This is a genomic window from Corynebacterium ammoniagenes DSM 20306 (genome assembly GCF_001941425.1).
Classification (GTDB): Bacteria; Actinomycetota; Actinomycetes; order Mycobacteriales; family Mycobacteriaceae; genus Corynebacterium; species Corynebacterium ammoniagenes.
Window position 1 is genome coordinate 1,474,021 of sequence record NZ_CP009244.1, and the last position, 15,305, is coordinate 1,489,325.

Genomic DNA, 15,305 nt, shown 5'->3' on the forward strand with positions numbered 1-15,305 from the left:
TTAACCGCTACAGTTAGTCCGTGCCTAACGGAGCCCTGTGCTTTGTTAAATATCACCCAGCCCGGGTGGCGGAATGGCAGACGCGCTAGCTTGAGGTGCTAGTGTCCTATTAACGGACGTGGGGGTTCAAGTCCCCCTCCGGGCACAAAATTTTCATCAGTCTTAGCCCACACTTTGTCGGCTAAGACTTTTTGTATATCCAGCTCTTATTCACTTAGCCGCAGCCCACGAGCTCTCGGATTTTCCTCTGCATTGCAGAGTCCATCTTGAGATGAATGCCGGCTGGAGTTGCCGCAATGCGCGCGGGTACTATGACTGCTCGTGTCTTCCCTTGCTTCTTGGCTTCAAAGCTTCGCAGAGTTTCTCATTGGCCTCTGCAAAGACGCCGTGGCATCCATTGGCCAATGGAGCTGGGCGCGGCGGATCGCGGTCGTTGCCGCAATTATCACAATCCTGGTCGTCATCTTCTTCATGGACTTGCCGGACATTGAGCAATTGCGCGCTTGGGCACACGGCGCCGGCGCATGGTTCATCGTGGTGTTTTGGATTGGCTATGTAGTCCTTACGCTATTTCCTCTCCCCCGGACCTTCTGGACGGTTGCGGCAGGCGTTCTCTTTGGCCCAGGGCTGGGACTGGCCATCGCGTTGACAGCGTTGACCGTATCCGCCATTATTGCGCTTTTAGTTGTGCGTGGTCTTTTAGGAGATTGGATGCGCCCACGGCTTAAACACCCCGCGGTCGCGGGCATTAACGCACACTTAGAGCGTCGTGGATGGTTGGCTATCGCTTCTTTACGCTTGGTGGCAGGAGTCCCCTTTTCAATACTTAATTACGCCGCTGCCTTGACGGCCATTCCCGTTGGACAGTTCGCAATCGCAACCTTAGTCGGCTCCATCCCCACCACTGTTATTGGCGTATTCTTTGGCGACTTATTAACCGGAGAGATGAACTTCGGCATCCTTGTCGCAATGATCGGTTGCGCAGTGTTGGGAATTGGTGGATTAATCCTCGACTCGCGGCTGCCCGTTGCACCAAGTAGTCAAGGCAACACCGTAGACTAGAAAGCATGTTGGCTGTCCATGCACGTTACCGAGGCCGCGCTACACGGCGCGCAGAATTAGTTGAACGCTCCGCCGCAGCTCTATCCACTTTGGATGGAGTGGGCGAGTTTGAATTTCTTGGTGTGGAGGATATCTGCGCTGAGGTCGACACAGCCACCGCGGTGTGTGAGGTTGCCATGGCATTGCTTGCCGATGGCTCTTGGGCCATCTCCATCGGCGTTTCCGGCAACGATGCCAAAAACACTGCAACGAGCGGATTGAAAGCATCTGCGCGCCCTGGGCAGGTCTATGCGAGCATTGAGCCGACCGTTTCTAGTGGGGTCGGTGTAAAAGCTGCGAAAGACAAAGCGAAGAAGGACTCCGCTAATATTGTCGCGGCATTTTCTTTGTTGAGCTTTGTCTTAGGCAAGCGCACTTCGGAAGGACGTGAAGCAACGTCCTTGGTGCGCTCTGGGCTTAACCAAAACGAGGCTGCGGAGGAATTGGGCATCTCCAAGCAAGCGATGTCGCAGAGGCTGCAGGCAGCTGGCTGGGCGGCCGAGGGAGCTGGTTGGCAGCTTGCGGTTAACCTCATCGCTGCCGCCAACCCAGATTCGGATATCTAGCTTTTACAGCAAATCGTATTTAGATAGTTCCGGGGTGGTAACGAAGTCCACCAAGCGCTCCACTGCCCCGATCAAGGTTGAGTCAAGGTCGCGGAAGCTGTTAACGGAGTTATACACCCGACGCCAGCCTTCTTTCGGGTCAGACCAGCCCAAGCGCTGGCACACCCCGGTCTTCCAATCTTCGCCATACGGAACTTCGGGCCAGGCTTTAATACCTACCGCTTGCGGCTTAACCGCGGCCCAGATATCGATGAAGGGGTGGCCGGTAACCAAGACGTGTTCCCCCACCGTTTCAGTCATGCGAGTTTCTTTGGATCCTTTAACTAGGTGGTCAGCAAGGACACCAACGCGGCGGCCGGGTCCTGGCTGAAATTCCCTCAGCCGGTCTTCCAGATTGTCTAAGCCTTCGAGATACTCGACGACTACGCCCTCAACCCTTAAGTCATGGCCCCAGACGCGTTCGACGATGGCAGCATCATGAATACCTTCTACCCAAATGCGGGAAGGTGCAGCTACCTTTGCTTCGACGTTTTCTACCCGTCGTGAGCCAGAATTGGACTTTCGCTGAGTTTGCTTCGGTGCGACATAGCGCTCCAACGACACCCGGTTGCCTTCATACAAAAAGCCGCCTTTGATCAGATTAAAGACGCGCTCGGTGCCATATCGGTCTTCCAAGCGGATGACATCGCCATAGACGGTTTTATCTACTCCCTTGACCGCGCCAACAAAATCATCGCCGAATACCTCCACCACAATCCCAGGTTTCGCCGGAATGACTGGGTAGACAACGGGTTTGTTTCGGGCATGGCCGCCGAGGATATCGCCTGCATATGGATCGCGGGAAGAAAAACTCATGCTGGCTATTTTATCGTCTCGGCCAAGGTCAACTAGACTGGCTCGCCATGGACATGCGCGAACAGGTGTGGTCACCGCTTCAAAATACGGCAATTTGGATGGGAGCTTGGCTCTATGGCCATGAGCCCGCCGATGACGCCTTGGCCGCTTTGAGCCAACTTGGCGGCACTCAACGTCTAGTCTCTACGCCTGACGATGTTTCGACTACGCGGCCATTTATCGACGCTTTATCTCTCATCCGGGAATCTACAGCCGGCGCAGATCCCGCCGATGGTCCTACCTTGCGTTTGATTCTTTCTGGCCCCGGTGATCCGCCAGCGCTGCTTGTTAATTCTCCAGCGACCATTGCGGCCACCCGAAACGGTCAAGGAGCGTTAGTTGTACGCGCCGATACTTCCGGTACCGGTGAAGAACGCCATTTGATTTTGGTTCCTGAGCAAACAGAGCGCGGAACGGATTGGACAATCTTTGAGGAAACACAAAGGCTGCCGTCCCCAGCGTGGTTGAGCCCAGGTGACGCAGATGCCTTATTGTCTCAAGCCACTGACGAGTCCGCAGCCTTGATTGAAGCGATGGGTTATAAATCGGATAAAGTCCCCAATCCGCGTTTAACGGTGGGGACCTTAGCTGATTTCTATGACACGCCGGGGCTGCCATTGAGCACTCCGGGCCGCTCGGCAAAACTCTTTGCGCGTGCAGATCGCGTCGCTGCCATTATTGAAACAGTTACGGATCGCGTCGATGATCACAGTTTGGATCCACAGCTTTTTCGCCTGTGGCGTCATGTGCGCGCCGCGCGCATAGCCGGCGTCGACTATGCGCTGATGGACTTCGCACGAGGAGCTTAGACGGAAGACTTCGCTTTCTTCAGTGACCAGATGTCACAGCATCCAGCAGCGCAGGGGTTACCGTTTTTCGTATTGCCTTGAACCGTGACATCACCCAGAATTTCCGGGGTGCGACCAGCTGTGTGTTCTTCCACGAGGTCGACAATCATAGCGGCAAAGGAATCTTCTGGCCCAACGGTATAAGCGCGAGATACCTGGACGCCTAGTTCTGTCGCTGCCTCAACAAGTTCGGTATCAAGGTCCCAAATAACTTCCATGTGGTCAGAAATAAAACCAATGGGGCACACAACGACTGCTTTCACACCGTCTTCAGCGTGAATTGCTTCGGTGTGGTCAACAATATCGGGCTCGAGCCACGGAGTGCGTGGGTCTCCGGAGCGAGATTGCCACACAACGTCGTATTCCTCGATCCCTGCGGCCTCGGCAACGAGTCGGGAGGCTTCTGCCACCTGACGGGAGTAAAGGTGTGGATTATCTTTGCCGCCGCCAACTTCATCGTGTGCGGTAGGTACAGAGTGAGCGGTAAACAAGATGCGCATATTATCGCGCTTATCGGCATCGACAGCAGCGATAGCCTCAGTCAAAGCTTTGGCGTTTTCTTCGATGAACGCTGGATGGGAGAAAAAGTGGCGCAACTTGAGCATGTCGATGCCAGGCAGACCTTTTTCTTCGAGGTGCTGCTCAACATGCACAATGTCCTCGTTGTATTGACGGCACGCGGAGTATCCGCCCCAAGCGGAGGTCGCAAATACTAAAGCGGAACGAATTCCGTCCTCGACCATTTGCTCAGCGGTATCTTTTGCCAGCGGGTGCCAGTTGCGGTTGCCGAAGTAGACGGGCATGTCGATGCCACGAGACTTCAGCTCTTTTTCGACATGGTCGATGATCTCGAGGTTTAGTTCATTGAGGGGGCTTTTGCCGTTGAAGTGGAAATAGTGCTCTCCTACTTCAACGAGTCGTTCGCGCGGGATGCCACGTCCACGGGTGACGTTCTCAAGGAATGGAACGACCTCCTCATTCTTTTCCGGGCCACCGAAAGAAAGAACGAGGAGGGCATCATAATCACGGGGGTTTGGGGATGATTCGGTCATAGCCGTAAATCATACCAACTAAAGTTGGAGTTTTAGAACCACCGTGAGGTTGGGTCGGACACAGCTTTGCTGTATCTAATTAGATCAAGCGAACTGCGTACTCGGACATTCCGGACCAACGCACTGGGCTCTTGGTAACGGTCTGGCCCGACTGTGGAGCTTCGAGCATCATTCCATCGCCGAGGTAAATGGCGACGTGGTGGTTGCCATTAGGGCCATAGAAGATGAGGTCGCCGCGTTCCATCTCTTGCGGACTAATGCGCTCGCCTTGGTTGTACTGATAGCCGGTAAAGTGCGGCAGGCTCAAGCCCACGCCGGCAAAGGCGTAGATCATCAGGCCCGAGCAGTCGAAGCCAACCTTGTTGTAATCACCGAAGGAGTCAGCCACGCCGCCATCACGAATGCCCTTGGTGGGGCCATTGGCATCGCCGCCACCCCAAGCATAAGGAACGCCAATCTGTGACTCTGCTCGGGCAATAACGGCTTCGATCTTCTCGCTGCGTGAGGCATCGCCAAGCTCAGCGGACGCTGCGTCTTCTACCGTGCTGGAGGTTGGAAGTTCTTCCAGCACGCCACCGAGCTCTGAGGAAAGGTCATCTTGGGGAGCAGGTCCCTGCTGAGGGAAAAGAGCACTACTACCGGCCGCCACGGCATCAGTAGTAGCCTGATCTGGCGCAGCGGAGCTCGCAGCACCATTAGCTTCCAGGGAGTGGGCTGGCTGGGAAGCCGCGACGATTGCTGCTGCGGCACCTACTGCAAGACCTGCTAGCTGCGCGGCCTGCTCGCCGTCGATGCTGCTTCCCTGGTTACCGGACGGAGAAGGCACCGAGCTGGACTGGTCGCTGCTGGTTTCTGGGGCTTGAGCCTGTGGCTCTACTTCCCCAGCAGCAGCTGCGTTGGCGGAGTAATTCTGCACGGCAGACGATGACGTCGGCTCCTGGGAGCTCGTCTCGGAGGTCTCTGTCTCAGAAGGTTCAGAAGCCGCGGCATCGCTGCTTGTCGATGTTTCAGTGGCTGCTTCTGATTCTTCCGTTGTTTCCTGCGTGGTTTTAGCCTCCGCAGATGGAGATTGAGAAGCCGCAGACTCTGACGGGTTAACGTCTTCCGAGCCAGATGTGCCGGAGGTGCCGGGAGTCTCAGACGAGGAAGGTTCTTCGCCGCGAGCACTAGAGAGCGCTGCCTGAGCTTCTTTTTGTAGAGCGAGCATTTGATCATGCTCGCTGGAGATTTCGCTGACGCGTTGTTGGTTTTCTTCCAACGCGGCGCGAGCCTCATCCTCAGCTGATTCAGCATTGGCTTCACGCTCTACGGCCAATTGCTCAGCCTTGCGCAGTTGCGATTCTTTATTGGACTTCTCGGTACGCACGCGCTCAAGCTCGGTAACGGTACCCTGTTGCTTTTCCGCTTGGGACCGCAGGTAGCTCTGGCGGGTCAACATGTCCTCACGAGCATCTCCGCCCGCAGCACTTGTGACAGACTCGGAGGTGTTGGCACGGCGGTAGGCCGACCGGGAGATCTCATCTAGTTTTTCTTGAGCTCCTTCAACCTCGACCTGGGCATCGTCCAGCTCACTGCGCGCGGTGACAGTTCCGCGCCGTGCTTGTTCGGAAAGGTTTCGGGCATCCTGGAGATCTACCAACGCTTGGTTGGCGCGCTCGCGGAATTCCCCGAGCTCACCTTCCAACCGGGCAATTTCTTCTTGGATGTCAGCAATGGCGCCAGCCAGCGAAGAGACCGAAACGTTGCCGTCCAAAACATCCTGGATCTTTGCCATTGCGGATGTGTCTTCTTGGGCGATGGCGGGGGTCGTTGTGGAAATCAATGAAACGCTGAGCGTACACGCGACAGCAGCTATAGCTGCGCGCATACGATGCGTGCGTTTTGACGAAGTGGTGGCCACGAATTAACTCCTCACACCACTGCCGGAAGCCAAAGCTTCGCCGCCCTAGCCACCTCGACGAGGTCACCAGGGTCTAACGAAGCTGAAGGAGTTCAAGCATAGAAATGCCCGAGAGCCCTTATCTCAGCCGCTCCGAACACACGCTTATCTGCACACGCGCTCTTCGCGCCTCAATAAAGACCCTTACTCCCAACAACTGGCAGTGGGTGCTCAGTAAAAAGCGAATAGAAAAGATCGTCTCCGCGAATCAATTGCTACTGATTATGTGCCCCAGAAGAAACCAAATACCCGACCAATAATGCTTCAGCTCTTGGCGTGCTTCCCCACATGCCCGTGCTGTCTTCATGCATCACTGTCAATATTCAAGTCTCAAACCGTGACTTTTTATCACTAGAATCAACTCGTGAGTCGATGTTTGAACCATACGACACACACCCAACCCTTCGCACCTACTTTCACAAGAAACACATCCGTCAAGCAAGGCAACATGACTTAACAGAAGTACATAACCAGCACTTCTGTAATCATTTCGTGACAATTGTAATCTTGGTCACATTTTGGAAAACTACGGGGTTTGGAGGCAATTTTCACGATTTATCCATGCTATTGGCAGGCGAAACGAGGGGTTCGCAAAGTTGTCGGCGCCAGGACGTGACGAGCTCAAAACTATAAAGACACTGCAGTAGCAGCGAAATGCCGAATATGTAAAGTACTTAGACTTTACTTCCGGTAGCTGTTTTAAACGCAAGAATGCCGCAGCCGGCAATCAGGATGCAGATTGCGGCGACGATAAGTGGCCATGGAAGACCAAAGGGATCTACCCCGGTATAGAATTGGTCAAGGAGTGCTACTTGATTCATCCCTTGCGGAATATCGCCCTGCACCGATTCGAGAGTTGCACGTGGGTAGGTATCACTGACTGCCGAAACGTTACGAACGGTCTGCACGATAACGGTGTCCAGCCCGGTTGCGTCCTGAAGTTCTTGAGCAATGTCGCGAGCATCGGCTAAGCGCTGTGGGTAGACATCAACCACGGCGATGCCGTGGGAGTCTTGGAGTGCGGCCTCGATCGGGGCCTGGACATCTGCGTCGTGCGCGAGTTCGGGGTTGGAAAAAGCGACCCCATCTTCACTTAGCTGCGCAGAGAGGTCGGCTACGTCAATTCCCTCCGGGACCATGGAACCTACCCCTTTTGTCGTGTAGTCCGTGTGTTGATATTTCTAGCTACCCCTCTGGTTATATCCAAGTGGGGCCTGCGGAGCTGCGTCGACGCGCCGAGGAATGCTAAAGTCTGGAAACAGTACGAGCGTTCTGTTACAATGAGGGGCGTTCGACTCGATACCTCACTATGATGGGTGGCTGAACCATTTGGTTAGCCTCATTGACGTTTGGCTTAGAACCCCATGACTCAAGCGGTTTGAAGGCAGCGAGTGGTGAGGAAAACCGAATGTTTAGTTCAAAACAACAAGGAATGGAGCTCCCTGTGACTGAAAGCTTGAACTCCTTTGACAGCAAGAAGACTCTTGATGTCAAGGGCAAGGAATACACTTACTACGATATTACTGCCGTAAAGGGCCTCGAGAAGCTTCCATACTCTCTCAAGGTATTGGCAGAAAACCTGCTTCGTACGGAAGATGGCAAGAACGTAACCGAAGAGCACATCAACGCTCTTGCAAACTGGGATCCAGAAGCTGAGCCGGAGACTGAAATTCAGTTCACCCCAGCTCGTGTTCTGATGCAGGACTTCACTGGTGTTCCATGTGTCGTCGACTTGGCAACCATGCGCGAGGCTGTTTCTGCTCTGGGTGGTACCCCAGACCAGGTCAACCCGCTGAACCCAGCTGAGATGGTTATTGACCACTCCGTTATTACTGAAGCATTCGGCTCGACCGAAGCGCTTGAGAAGAACGTTGAAATTGAGTACCAGCGCAACGAAGAGCGCTACCAGTTCCTGCGTTGGGGCGCAGAGAACTTCTCCAACTTCAAGGTTGTTCCTCCAGGAACCGGTATTGTTCACCAGGTAAACATTGAGTACCTCGCTCGCGTAGTCTTCGACAACGACGGCTTGGCTTACCCAGATACCTGTATTGGTACCGACTCCCACACCACCATGGAAAACGGCCTGGGCATTCTGGGCTGGGGCGTTGGCGGCATCGAGGCTGAGGCTGCAATGCTCGGTCAGCCAGTTTCCATGCTGATTCCAAAGGTTGTTGGCTTCAAGCTCACCGGCGATATTCCAGCTGGCGTTACCGCAACCGACGTGGTCTTGACCATTACCCAGATGCTGCGTGAGCACGGCGTAGTCCAGAAGTTCGTAGAGTTCTACGGCAATGGCGTTAAGTCCATCCCACTGGCTAACCGCGCAACCATCGGCAACATGTCCCCTGAGTTCGGTTCTACCGCGGCAATGTTCCCAATTGACGAGGAAACCATTAAGTACCTCGAGCTGACCGGTCGCCCACAGGAGCAGATCGATCGCGTTGAGGCTTACGCCAAGGCTCAGACCATGTGGCTGGAGCAGGACGCTGAAGAGGCTAAGTACTCCGAGTACCTCGAGCTTGACCTCAACACCGTTGTTCCTTCCATTGCTGGTCCTAAGCGTCCACAGGACCGCATCTTGCAGTCTGAGGCCAAGGAGCAGTTCCGTAAGGACTTGGGCAACTACACCACCGACGAAGTCATGGTGGATGAGACCTCTCACGAGGCAAAGCGCATGACCTCCGAGTCTGGTCTTGTTGAAAACGGCGACGATATCTCCGGCGGTCTCAACTACTCCCGCGCAGGTAAGGGCGAGTCCGCTGCGCAGGGCGCCAATGGACGTCAGTCCAACCCAGTTATCGTTGAGTCTCCAAATGGCGGCGAATACACGCTGGACCACGGCATGGTTGCAATTGCATCCATCACCTCCTGTACCAACACCTCTAACCCATCGGTCATGATTGGTGCTGGTCTGATTGCTCGTAAGGCAGCAGAGCTCGGTCTTGAGTCCAAGCCATGGGTAAAGACCATTTGTGCTCCTGGTTCCCAGGTTGTTGACGGTTACTTCCGTCGCGCAGACCTGTGGAAGGACCTTGAGGCAATGGGCTTCTATCTCTCTGGCTTCGGTTGCACCACCTGTATTGGTAACACCGGCCCACTGCCAGATGAGATCTCTGACGCCATCAACGAAAACGACTTGGCAGCAACCGCAGTTCTGTCCGGTAACCGTAACTTCGAAGGCCGCATCTCCCCTGACGTGAAGATGAACTACTTGGCTTCGCCAATCATGGTTATCGCTTACGCTATCGCGGGCACCATGGACTTCGACTTCGAAAACGATGCTCTGGGTCAGGACAAGGACGGCAACGATGTCTTCTTGAAGGACATCTGGCCATCCACCGAAGAGATTGAAGCAACCATCCAGGAAGCTATCTCTCGCGAAATGTACGAAGCTGACTACGCTGACGTCTTCAAGGGCGACGATGCATGGCGCAACTTGGATGTTCCAGAAGGCGAGACCTTCAAGTGGGATGAAGATTCCACCTACATCCGCAAGGCACCATACTTCGACAACATGGGCGAAGAGCCTGAGCCAGTTGAAGACATCAAGGGCGCTCGCGTTCTGGTCAAGTTGGGCGACTCGGTCACCACTGACCACATCTCCCCTGCTTCCGCCATTAAGCCAGGCACCCCAGCTGCTAAGTACTTGGATGAGCACGGCGTTGAGCGCGTGGACTACAACTCCTTGGGTTCCCGTCGTGGTAACCACGAGGTCATGGTTCGCGGTACCTTTGCTAACATCCGTTTGGCTAACCAGCTCGTCGATGTCACCGGTGGCTACACCCTTGACTTCACCCAGGATGATGCACCACAGGCGTTCATCTACGATGCGTCTGTTAACTACCAGGAAGCTGGCATCCCGCTGGTAGTCCTCGGTGGTAAGGAGTACGGCTCCGGTTCGTCCCGTGACTGGGCTGCTAAGGGCACCAACCTGCTTGGTGTTAAGGCAGTTATCGTTGAGTCCTTCGAGCGTATTCACCGCTCCAACCTCATCGGTATGGGCGTTGTTCCACTGCAGTTCCCTGAGGGCGAGTCCCACGAGTCTTTGGGCCTCGACGGCCACGAGACCTTCGACATCGAGGGCCTTGAGGACATGAACAACGGCGATGTTCCAAAGACCGTTAAGGTCACCGCAACCAAGGATTCGGGCGACAAGGTTGAGTTTGACGCAACCGTTCGTATCGATACCCCAGGTGAGGCTGACTACTTCCGCCACGGCGGTATTCTGCAGTACGTTCTGCGTCAGATGGTCAAGTCCTAAGCTAGACGCTGACTAATGCAGTCACACATCGTTGAGCATTCACGCTTAGCGATGGCTGAAGGCTAAAGCGGGGCCACGATTACAGTTCGTGGCCCCGCTTCCTTTTTCCCTTTAGATTTTCCATCTTTTTCTCTATTTCCCATTAACTTCAAAGGAGCAGGCGAAGCTTATGCCAATCATTAGCGATGAAGAGCTCCACCGTCGTCGTCATGACATCTTGGTGGGTGCACGCAAGTGTTTTGCGGAGCATGGCTATGAAGGCGCAACTGTTCGCCTGCTCGAGGAGGCCACGGGGAAATCCCGCGGCGCAATCTTCCACCACTTCGGTGATAAAGAATCCTTGTTTCTAGCGCTGGCTAAAGAAGACACCCTGCGCCAGGCTGAAGTCGTTGCCAACAATGGTCTGGTTGAGGTGATGCGCGAGATGCTGCGCCACCCAGAACGCCATGATTGGTTGGCCACGCGCCTCGAAGTCGCATCCCTTGTGCGCACCGACCCATCGTTTCGCACGCGCTGGAAAGACCAGCAGTCCATCCTGGATGAGGCGATGCGCGATCGCCTCCGCTCTAAAGCCGAGCAAGGCCGCGTGCGCGGTGATATCTCCGTTGGAACGCTGATGGTCTATCTACAGACCTTCATGGACGGTTTCATCTCTCGGCTTGTCCAAGGCGATACTGATGACTTAGAGGCCGTGTTGGATATCGTCGAGCACTCCATTCGGACTGCTACGTCATCTGAGATAAACACGGACATTTAATCCAGTCAGAGTCCTTAACACAGCACAAGGCCGGGCGCATCCATAAACAGGACGCGCCCGGCCTTTTCATAATTTGATTCAGCCAGAATTATCTAGCTTCAGACTTTAGGACTCCCAGATGCTCGATACTGGCTTGTCACCGGTGTAGAACTCTAGTGGCGCATGTGGTGGCACCTTATCCTCGTTAACGATCTCGGCGATGACATCAGCAACCAAGTCGCGTGGGGTTTCCACGTCACTATCGCGGGTGCTACCGGGGTCGGAAACGGTAATGCCAGTAGCAGAATCATCCGTCAATACTCCGGGGCCCAAGATAACGCTGCTGAGCTTGGATGCATTGATGTGGTTGTCGGCTTGTTTCTTGGATTCCACATAGGAATACCAGGAGCCGCCATCATCTTCTACTTCGTTTTCAGTCGCGCCCATGTAAGAAATCATAACGAGACGTGGTGCTCTATCACCCAAAGATTCCATACCGTCGACCAAAGCAACGGCACCGTCACGGTCAACTGCAAAAGTTAGATCCGCGCCGCCGCGACCACCATTGCCGGCACCCCAGACGACGACATCAGAGCCATCGACAAGCTTTGCCCAATCTTCTGGGCTTTGCTCGGTAATGTCTGCAATAACTGGGGTTGCCCCGAGCTTTTCTAGCTCTGGCTTGTAGTCGGGGTTGCGGACAAGAGAGTGCACCTCATGTCCCTTTTCAATGAGCTTCGGAGTGGTCAACAGGCCAATCTTGCCGTGACCACCGATGTACAAAACTTTCTTGCTATCAGTCATATCCCCCACCATAACCGCGTTTAGGATCTATTCCCACTGTTTCTAAAATGGCTCGCAAAGTGGCGGTAGGAAACTCAGCGGCGAACGTCACACAAATGCTGAGCAAAGTAAGTTCACCCACCTTATAAGCGCAGCTGCCGAGCCTGTTAACGCCTGTGAATCATCCCTAGCTAGGATGTTATTTATGATTGCCATCATGACTGTTACCGGTGCCGACCGCACTGGAATTATTGCCCAAGTAACCACCGCCCTCGCCGAGCTCAATGTCAACATCGTCGATGTCTCCCAGACCTTGATGTCGGGATATTTCACCATGATCTTGCGCGTGGAGATTCTCGATTCCGAGGTTTCCATCCAAAAGATTCAGGATCATATGAAGCCGGTTGAGGAAAAGACGCAGCAGGTCATCCGCATTCAATCGGAAGATCTGTTTACTGCGATGAACGAAATTTAAAGGGAGCCGCATAAACAATGGCATTTGAAACACACGGCATCCTCGACACCATCGAGATGATTGAGAAGTACCGTCTCGATATTCGTACGGTGACCATGGGCATTTCCCTGCTGGGTTGCACGCGCACCACCATGGAAGAGACCTGCCAAGCAATCTACGACCGCGTCACCACCCAGGCTGAGCACCTGGTGGAGGTATGCGAGGGCATCGAAGCTGAGCTGGGCATTCCGATTGTTAATAAGCGCATCTCCGTGACCCCCATCTCCTTGGTGGTTGCCGGAGTTGACGGGGATCCAGTCGATGCCGCGAAGGCTTTGGATAAGGCTGCGAAAAAGGTTGGTGTCAACTTCGTCGGCGGCTATTCCGCGCTGGTAGAAAAGGGCGCGACGACAGCGGAAAAGAAGCTTATTAGCTCCATTCCGGAAGCATTGGCAACAACCGATGTGGTCTGTTCTTCGGTCAATATTGCCTCGTCCCGCGCTGGTATCAACATGAATGCCGCGGCCAAGATGGGCGAGGTTATTAAAGAATCCGCGGAACTGACCAAGGATAACTCCGCCATTGCGTGCGCCAAGTTGGTTGTCTTTGCCAACTCCGTGGGCGATAACCCATTTATGGCAGGTGCTTTCCACGGCATTGAAGAGCCAGACTGCGTCGTCTCCGTCGGTGTCTCTGGCCCCGGCGTTGTAGACCGCGCGTTGGGCAACCTCACCGGTGCAACGTTGGATCAGGTTGCAGAAGAGATTAAGAAGGCAGCCTTTAAGATCACCCGCGCTGGTCAATTGGTGGGCAACATGGCCGCTGAGCGCTTGGGAGTTCCCTTCGGCATCGTGGACTTGTCTTTGGCTCCGACCGCCGAGTTGGGTGACTCCGTTGCACACATCTTGGAGCACATGGGCTTGGATCAAGTCGGTACCCACGGCACCACCGCTGCTTTGGCATTGCTTAACGATGCCGTCAAGAAGGGCGGCATGATGGCATGCTCCCGCGTTGGTGGCCTATCTGGTTCCTTTATCCCTGTCTCCGAAGATAAGGGCATGATCGATGCCGTTCGCTCCGGCTCCATCACCCTGGACAAGTTAGAAGCCATGACGGCCATTTGTTCCGTCGGCTTTGACATGGTGGCGCTACCCGGTGATACCTCGGCTTCTACCATCGCCGGCATGATTGCTGATGAAGCAGCCATCGGTGTGATGAACCACAAGACGACCGCTGTCCGCGTCATCCCGGTTCCGGGCAAGACCGTGGGTGATGAGGTCAACTTTGGCGGGCTACTCGGCTACGCGCCGATTATTCCAGTCAATACAGTCGGCAACTCCGAATTCATCTCTCGCGGTGGATTCATCCCAGCACCGGTGCACGGGTTTAGGAATTAAGAACCAGCCGTGGCGTGGATGAAGAGCACGTGCGTCTAAGCCGTCATCGCACCATATCGTGTCCGCAACTTGCTTTCTTGTCTCCCCGCTACGGTGCAGCCCAATTGCAACAGGCGCATTGCACGCTCAGAGGCATCAACCAGCAAGTCGCGGCCATCGCGAACTGCATCTTCTAGATCCATCGGGATAGTCATGATTGACTGCACTGCGCCAATTCCAACATCATGAACGGTTGGTGCGCCTTCGCCCAAAGATCCAGCAAGCCCCATCAGTGGCACGCCAGTCTTTTGGCAACGGCGCGCAATTTCCGCCGGGACCTTGCCGCGCGGGGTTTGGAAATCAATCGCACCTTCCGCAGTTATCACCAGGTCTGCTACGCAGATCAGCTCATCCAGGTTGCGCTCCGCTGGAAGCTGTTCCAGCAAAACATTGAAACGTTCACCGGCCACGGCCCCTAAAGCCATCAACCCTGCGCCGAGTCCACCAGAAGCACCTGAGCCAGGGCCTTTGTGAAGGTCGGCTACGGATTTGAAGGTATCAGCAAGCAAATCTGCCCAGCCGCTCAAGCCTTCTGCTAACTCTTTGACCTGTGCCTTGCTCGCGCCCTTCTGTGGGCCGAAGACACGGGCAACACCGCGCTTGCCGGTTAGAACATTGTGCCGGTTGCAGGCCATGGTGATAGAGACATCGCGCAGCCGTGGATTCATCTCGGAGGTATCAAGACTCTTGGCGTGAACCAGATTCGAGCCGCCACGTTTGACCTTTTCACCATTTTTATCCAGCGCATTGACACCGAGAGCTTCCAGTGCGCCCGCGCCGCCATCGGATGTGCCGGAATCACCACAGCCGACGACAATCTTTGTGCAGCCATGTGCAATCATGATGTTGATCAGCTCACCCACACCATAAGTGGTGGTGGCACCGGGGTTACGCATATCCCTGGGCACCAAGGTCAAACCCGCGCAGGATGCCATTTCCATGACACCGACGCCAGATTCCGGAAACTCAACCCACGTGGCTTGGACTTTCTGGCCCACTGGTCCAGTTACAGTTTCTGTATGCGACACCGCACCGTGGCGCTGCGCGAGAATCTCCACCGTGCCCTCGCCGCCATCTGGGACGGGGAAAGTGTCCACGCGTGAGCCTGGTAGTACACGGCGAATGCCGGCGGCAATCGCGTCAGCGACTTCAATCGCCGACAGGGATTCTTTGAATCCAGAAGGTGCGACGAGGATACGTTCAGGTGCGTACAACATAAGAGTTACTCCTTGAAA

13 protein-coding genes and 1 tRNA gene are annotated in these 15,305 nt (G+C 54.8%); 8 read left to right on the forward strand and 6 right to left on the reverse strand.

Annotated elements, in window-relative coordinates; genetic code table 11:
• Positions 1–59: 59 nt before the first annotated feature.
• The 3 genes from CAMM_RS06765 (at position 60) to CAMM_RS06775 (ending at position 1,667) form a co-directional block, all read left to right on the forward strand.
• Positions 60–145: transfer RNA gene (locus CAMM_RS06765), tRNA-Leu, on the forward strand.
• 176 nt (positions 146–321) lie between these two features.
• Positions 322–1,062 carry a TVP38/TMEM64 family protein gene (locus CAMM_RS06770; protein ID WP_003845835.1) on the forward strand — a complete coding sequence of 247 codons (741 nt, stop codon included), beginning with the start codon at positions 322–324 and terminating at the stop codon, positions 1,060–1,062.
• Positions 1,063–1,067: 5 nt separating this feature from the next.
• Positions 1,068–1,667: a hypothetical protein gene (locus tag CAMM_RS06775; protein ID WP_040354569.1), complete on the forward strand. Its 600-nt coding sequence runs from the start codon at positions 1,068–1,070 to the stop codon at positions 1,665–1,667.
• Between the two features lie 3 nt (positions 1,668–1,670).
• On the opposite strand, the gene CAMM_RS06780 is transcribed toward CAMM_RS06775, so the two are convergent.
• Positions 1,671–2,522, reverse strand: coding sequence for a DUF3097 domain-containing protein (locus tag CAMM_RS06780; protein WP_003845837.1), 852 nt, complete (start codon positions 2,520–2,522; stop codon positions 1,671–1,673).
• Positions 2,523–2,569: 47 nt separating this feature from the next.
• On the opposite strand from CAMM_RS06780, the gene CAMM_RS06785 reads away from it, so the two are divergent.
• A complete protein-coding gene (locus CAMM_RS06785) occupies positions 2,570–3,370 on the forward strand; it encodes a hypothetical protein (protein WP_003845838.1) in 801 nt (266 codons plus the stop codon).
• Here CAMM_RS06785 and CAMM_RS06790 read toward each other — a convergent pair.
• From CAMM_RS06790 to CAMM_RS06805, 3 genes are all read right to left on the reverse strand, one after another.
• Positions 3,367–4,461 carry a ferrochelatase gene (locus CAMM_RS06790; RefSeq protein ID WP_003845839.1) on the reverse strand — a complete coding sequence of 365 codons (1,095 nt, stop codon included), beginning with the start codon at positions 4,459–4,461 and terminating at the stop codon, positions 3,367–3,369. The two genes, CAMM_RS06785 and CAMM_RS06790, sit on opposite strands and share 4 nt — an antisense overlap.
• Before the next feature lie 79 nt (positions 4,462–4,540).
• Positions 4,541–6,361 carry a DIP1281 family NlpC/P60 protein gene (locus CAMM_RS06795; RefSeq protein WP_040354572.1) on the reverse strand — a complete coding sequence of 607 codons (1,821 nt, stop codon included), beginning with the start codon at positions 6,359–6,361 and terminating at the stop codon, positions 4,541–4,543.
• Positions 6,362–7,074: 713 nt separating this feature from the next.
• The gene (locus tag CAMM_RS06805; protein ID WP_003845842.1) at positions 7,075–7,539 is read right to left on the reverse strand and encodes an Rv1476 family membrane protein; all 465 of its coding nucleotides are present in this window, start codon (positions 7,537–7,539) and stop codon (positions 7,075–7,077) included.
• 305 nt (positions 7,540–7,844) lie between these two features.
• On the opposite strand from CAMM_RS06805, the gene can reads away from it, so the two are divergent.
• Both can and CAMM_RS06815 read left to right on the forward strand, forming a co-directional pair.
• Complete coding sequence (gene can, locus CAMM_RS06810) at positions 7,845–10,661, forward strand: aconitate hydratase (protein ID WP_211206299.1); 2,817 nt, start codon at positions 7,845–7,847, stop codon at positions 10,659–10,661.
• A 169-nt stretch (positions 10,662–10,830) separates the two neighbouring features.
• On the forward strand, positions 10,831–11,418 hold the full coding sequence (locus CAMM_RS06815) for a TetR/AcrR family transcriptional regulator (protein WP_003845845.1): 588 nt from the start codon (positions 10,831–10,833) through the stop codon (positions 11,416–11,418).
• A gap of 105 nt (positions 11,419–11,523) precedes the next feature.
• Here CAMM_RS06815 and CAMM_RS06820 read toward each other — a convergent pair whose 3' ends face one another.
• On the reverse strand, positions 11,524–12,201 hold the full coding sequence (locus tag CAMM_RS06820) for an SDR family oxidoreductase (protein WP_040354579.1): 678 nt from the start codon (positions 12,199–12,201) through the stop codon (positions 11,524–11,526).
• 184 nt (positions 12,202–12,385) lie between these two features.
• On the opposite strand from CAMM_RS06820, the gene CAMM_RS06825 reads away from it, so the two are divergent.
• Positions 12,386–12,655, forward strand: coding sequence for an ACT domain-containing protein (locus CAMM_RS06825; RefSeq protein WP_040354580.1), 270 nt, complete (start codon positions 12,386–12,388; stop codon positions 12,653–12,655).
• A 17-nt stretch (positions 12,656–12,672) separates the two neighbouring features.
• Complete coding sequence (locus tag CAMM_RS06830; protein ID WP_003845850.1) at positions 12,673–14,031, forward strand: PFL family protein; 1,359 nt, start codon at positions 12,673–12,675, stop codon at positions 14,029–14,031.
• A 35-nt stretch (positions 14,032–14,066) separates the two neighbouring features.
• Here CAMM_RS06830 and CAMM_RS06835 read toward each other — a convergent pair whose 3' ends face one another.
• Positions 14,067–15,287: a glycerate kinase family protein gene (locus CAMM_RS06835; RefSeq protein WP_003845851.1), complete on the reverse strand. Its 1,221-nt coding sequence runs from the start codon at positions 15,285–15,287 to the stop codon at positions 14,067–14,069.
• Between the last annotated feature and the right edge of the window lie 18 nt (positions 15,288–15,305).